Annotated in this window: 4 protein-coding genes; all 4 read right to left on the bottom strand. The window is 63.7% G+C overall.

Annotated features, from left to right (window positions below; all coding sequences use genetic code 11):
* Window positions 1–1,887: AI-2E family transporter (locus EOA22_RS24765; protein ID WP_164755792.1), on the bottom strand; the 1,887-nt coding region annotated here is incomplete at its 3' end.
* Window positions 1,888–2,039: 152 nt separating this feature from the next.
* Window positions 2,040–3,128, bottom strand: a complete 1,089-nt coding sequence (locus EOA22_RS24760; protein ID WP_063168569.1) for a D-alanine--D-alanine ligase family protein — start codon at window positions 3,126–3,128, stop codon at window positions 2,040–2,042.
* A 24-nt stretch (window positions 3,129–3,152) separates the two neighbouring features.
* Window positions 3,153–3,770: a C39 family peptidase gene (locus EOA22_RS24755; protein ID WP_024501618.1), complete on the bottom strand. Its 618-nt coding sequence runs from the start codon at window positions 3,768–3,770 to the stop codon at window positions 3,153–3,155.
* Between the two features lie 232 nt (window positions 3,771–4,002).
* Entirely contained in the window at window positions 4,003–4,518 is a 516-nt protein-coding gene (locus tag EOA22_RS24750) for a hypothetical protein (RefSeq protein ID WP_013530757.1), read from the bottom strand.
* Window positions 4,519–4,701: the final 183 nt, after the last annotated feature.

The raw sequence follows: 4,701 nt of genomic DNA, 5'->3' as shown, positions 1-4,701 counted from the left end.
GTTTGACAGCGCGCCCAGCACGGCGTCGACCATGCCATGCGCCACGAAATCCGCGTTCATGTCACGCGCCAGTTTGCCCGCCGTCTCCTTGTCCTCGCTGTCGGCCTCCGACCAGAACACGATTCCCACCCGAAGTGCGGCCTTCGCACGCTTCAGCCGGCGGACCAGAAAGCGGGCGTGCTTGATGGAATCCCGGTTCAGGAATCCGACCACGACGGTGTCGACGGTTTCGAGCTCAAGGCGGCGAATGCCGGCGGGTTCCATATCGGCAAAGCTGGCTTTCGACACCGTCGCGCCCTGGACCTCCAGCACCTGCGCCAGCATCGCGGCAGCGGCGTCGTCGAGCTCGCCACGCCCCCCGGCGCAAAGCACGGACATATCCGTGCCATCGGGCAGTTCGGTCTCGTCCTCCCCGCCGGGATCGTCATCGTCGCTCGCCTCTGCGGCCACGGACGGCCCCTCCTCCTCGCCTGCCTCCTCCTGCGCGCTGTCGTCGAGATTGGCGACCAGCATCAGGGCACTGGCCGCCACCTGCCGCCTTTGCAAATCGCCCATGACGCCGCGCACACGGTCCTGTTCGCCCAGCAGAAGCGCCGGAATGGCAACCTTGTCATAGAATTCGACCAGATATTTCTCCTCCAGCATCTCCTCGGCATGATCGGTGGCTTCTTCCGGATCGCCGGCCAGCAGCCGCTGGTACAGGCGCGCATGGGGTTCGAGCACGGGCTCGTTGCCGAACAGCACGTCCAGGAATTCAAACTGCGGCACGTGCCTGCCCAGCACCACCAGGCAGACAGTGAGCGGCGTCGACAGGATCAGCCCGAGCGGCCCCCAGAGCCACGTCCAGAAAATCGCCGCGACAATGATCGCCAGCGGCGACAGTCCCGTCCGCGAACCGTAGAGCCAGGGTTCGATGACATTGCCGGTGATCAGTTCCATCACCACGAACAGGGCGGCTGTCCACAGCACGAGCGACCAGCCCGGTGCCACGGCCAGCGCCAGGAACAGCGGCAAAAGCATACCTATGATCGGGCCGATATAGGGAACGAAACGCAGCGCCAGTGCCAGCAGCCCCCACAGCAGCGCATTGGGAATACCGAGGGCCCAGAGCCCGATCGCGATCGGTATGGCGTAGACGATGTTGACGACCAATTGCATCAGGAGATAGCGGCCCACCCGTTTGGCGGCATCCTGAAGCGCCTCGGTGGTGCGGTGGAGGTCGCCGTAGCCGACAAGCCGGATGAAGCGGTCGCGCAGATCCTCCCGCTCGAGCAGCATGAAGATGACGACGACGATGATCAGCCCGGCCGACCCAAGCGGGCTGATCAGCGGCCCGACGACATTCTGCAGGACCTGAAGCGGCCTTTCGTGCGCGACGATCTCGACCGGCACCGGCTCGCGCGGCGGCTTTTCCGGGGCGGCGGCCGGCAGCGAGGGGTCTTGCCTGTCGATCTCCTGGCCGACCCGCTCGACCACCTTGCTCAGTCTGGCAAGGATCCCGCCCCCGGTCTCCTTGAGCGAGCGGATCTTGGTCAGGATGTTGGTCTGGTAGACCGGGATGTTCTGCGCCAGTTCGCTGACCTGCGTGGCGACGATGAAGGAGAACAGGCCAAGCGCCGCGAAGGCGCCGAGCACGCTGGCGATGACGGCGGCAATCCGGGGAATGCCGACCTTTTTTAGCGCTGCGACAAGCGGCGCCAGTGCGAAGGTCAGCAGCAGCGCTATGGCAATCAGCAGGAAAACCTCGCGCCCGAAATACAGTGCCGCCACTGTCGTGACGATGGCCGCCACATTGGGCAAAGAGGTTCGCGGATGGGGCGCGGCCGCTGAAAGGGCGTCCCCCAGCCCATCAGCCGGAGACGCCGTGCCGTTTCGACGATTGGCCACGTGATGCCTCCCTGCCAAATGCCATGATCGGGCATATAGAGCGGACGTGCAACTTTAGCCAACGATGAAATACGCCTCGCTCACAGGCAATGATCCGGCCCGCACCGGCCGCTCCCGAAGGGCTAAATGGAAGTCAGGCTCGCCCGATCGGATCAGCGCGCCGCATGCCTGGCCAGCGCGTGCTCGATCAGCACGTCGATGGTCTGGCTGTAGCCGATGCCTGAGGCGGCAAGCGCCTTGGCATACATCGAGATGTCGGTGAAGCCGGGAATGGTGTTGACCTCGTTGACAAGCAGGCTGCCGTCGGCGCGCAGGAAGAAATCGACGCGCGCCATGGCTTCGCAGCCAAGCGCCTGGAACGCCTGCCGCGCCATATCCCTGGCCTTTTCGGCCACATCGGCCGGGACATCGGCGGGCACCTTGACCAGCGCGCCGTCGGCATCGAGATATTTGGCCTCATAGGTGTAGAAGCCGTGCTTGCCGGCCGGAATGATCTCGCCGGGCAGCGACACCGTCAGCGACCCGTCGGCGCGCTCCAGCACCGAGAACTCGATCTCGCGGCCCTCGACGAATTCCTCGATCAACACTTTGCCGTCGTAGCGGAAAGCCGTGTCGATGGCCTGCTCGAAGCCGTCCCTGTCATTCACCTTGCTGACCCCGAAGGACGAGCCCTGGCGCGCCGGCTTGGCGAAGAAAGGCAGGCCGAGCGTCCCGGCAATCTCCTGGAAGGAATGCTTGCCGTTTCGATGCACGGTGACGGAGCGGGCAACCGCCAGTCCCGCCTCGCGCATCAGCCGCTTGGCGACGTCCTTGTCCATGGCGGCGGCCGAGGCGAGAATGCCGCAGCCGACATAGGCGACATCGGCGACCTCGGCATAGCCCTGCACCGAGCCGTCCTCGCCGAACGGCCCGTGCAGCACCGGGAACACGACGTCGATGGGGGGCAGCTCAGGCTGCGTACCATCCCGCGACACCGCAACCAGCCGGCCCTTGCCTCCGGGCAACAAAGCAACCTCCGGGCCGTCTTCGGAGGCCGGCGCCCCTGCCGCCTCATCGCCGATCGCCGCGGCGCGATCGAGTTGTTGCAGCAGCCACCTGCCGCCTCGCGAAATGGCGATCGGCACGATATCGTAGCGCGTGCGGTCGATCGCCTTCAGCACATTGGCGGCCGAAAGGCGCGACACGTCGTGCTCGGCCGAACGCCCGCCATAGAGGATGGCCACTCTTGTCTTGTCGGTCATCGAAATCCCTCGACTGTCAAAAAATCAAATGGCGACGGCAATGCCGCGATTGGCAAAGAAGCGGTCGAAATCGGCCGGTGACAACACTGCGTCTGCCTGTGTGGCGGGCTCATGGCCGGACGGGTTGTGAAAGCGGAAACCTTCGTCGGATGCCGCGGTGATCAGCACCAGATGGCCGCCCTTCGAGGGCGGCTCTCGCTCGGGCCAGCGGATCGAGCTGCTGACCGACGCGATGAAGAAGCGCGTCCGCTGCATGATCGCCGGAATGTCTGATGTGGCGACATTGGTCATCACCTCGGCGCGCAGGCCGAAGGCTTCCTTCACGAAGCTGACGAAGGGCGCGTAGATCAGCCCCTTGATCGATCCCTCATTGACGACATAGCCGCCATATAAGGTGCAGCGCCTGGCAAGTTCGATCGTCGGCACGATCTCGCCGCGGCTGGCCAGGATCATCTTGAGGCAGGCCATGCCGCAGATGTTGGCGGCCCAGATTGCGTATTCGTCGAGGGTCTCCGCCCCGGATCGCCTCCACAGCGGATCGCGCCTGAGCGCAACATCCGCGCCGTCGGCGAGCACGTCCAGCGTCATGTCAGGCGTTTCCCACTGGCTGAAAAACGGCACGGTTTCAGGCGGCGGGCTCATGCGGTCTCCTCGGTCGGCTGGTTCCATCTCGTATACGAGGATACGAGATGGATGAAAAGCCGTGACATTCAGTGGCGCGACCCAGAAGATGTCATCTTCCGTTTCGGTCAACCATCGCTGACTCCGGGGTTAGCGGAAGCCTCTCCCGCCTTCGTCATCCACAGGCGGAGCAGGAGCGAAGCTCCGTCGCGGAGACCCGAGGATGACGAACGTGGTGAATGCTGCGCGCCGCCTACTCGGCCTTCGCCCAGCCGAAAACCAGCCACGCATATTTCGATTTTTCGTAGGGTTCGACAGTGTAGGTCATCTGCATGTCGCCGTCCTTGGCGTAGATATCCAGCCGGGGCGCCGTATCCAGCTCGAGCCACGCCGAACTCTTGCTGAACGACCAGGTTCCGCACCAGACGCAAGGCCCCGACGTCGGATCCCCGGGCTGGTGAAAATTGTAGCGGCCGTCCGCCGTGATCTCCAGATAATCGAACGCCCCGTAAAACGCGGTCACCGTCTGCTGGAACTCACTGGCGGCCGCTTCCTGTTCCGGTGTCGGCGCATCCTTCATATCGCGCGGCGGCCGGATGGCTCCGCCGTTGAGTTTCCATTTGCCGACAAAATCCTTCTCGGTCGGAAGATATTCCTCCTGGGCCTGCGCCGATGAAATATAAGCAAAAGATGATATACTTGTGAGGCCAACGGCCCCGATTGCAAATAGAAGCGTGGCGGCACAGATCGCCCTTGCTGGGTTTTGCATAAAAAAAATATCTCCACGGGGGTAAGGGGAGTTTTATTGAAAATTTGTGGCGGACGTTGCTTCGGGACCGATTCCCGCCCGCCATTTGCACGGTTAGCATCGGGGCCACCGATCTGGCAACGCAAGGCAGCCTCTCTCCAGCATCGCCCATGCGTCCGCGATCCCGGCCGGCTGAATATCGGC

This window comes from Mesorhizobium sp. M7A.F.Ca.US.014.04.1.1, assembly GCF_003998745.1.
In the GTDB taxonomy this organism is placed as follows: Bacteria; Pseudomonadota; Alphaproteobacteria; order Rhizobiales; family Rhizobiaceae; genus Mesorhizobium; species Mesorhizobium ciceri.
This window is presented reverse-complemented; position numbering and strand designations above follow the sequence as displayed.

Coding starts and splice junctions, on each gene's coding strand:
- EOA22_RS24760 (WP_063168569.1), bottom strand. CDS start 3,128: ATGACCGACAAGACAAGAGTGGCCATCCTCTATGGCGGGCGTTCGGCC.
- EOA22_RS24755 (WP_024501618.1), bottom strand. CDS start 3,770: ATGAGCCCGCCGCCTGAAACCGTGCCGTTTTTCAGCCAGTGGGAAACG.
- EOA22_RS24750 (WP_013530757.1), bottom strand. CDS start 4,518: ATGCAAAACCCAGCAAGGGCGATCTGTGCCGCCACGCTTCTATTTGCA.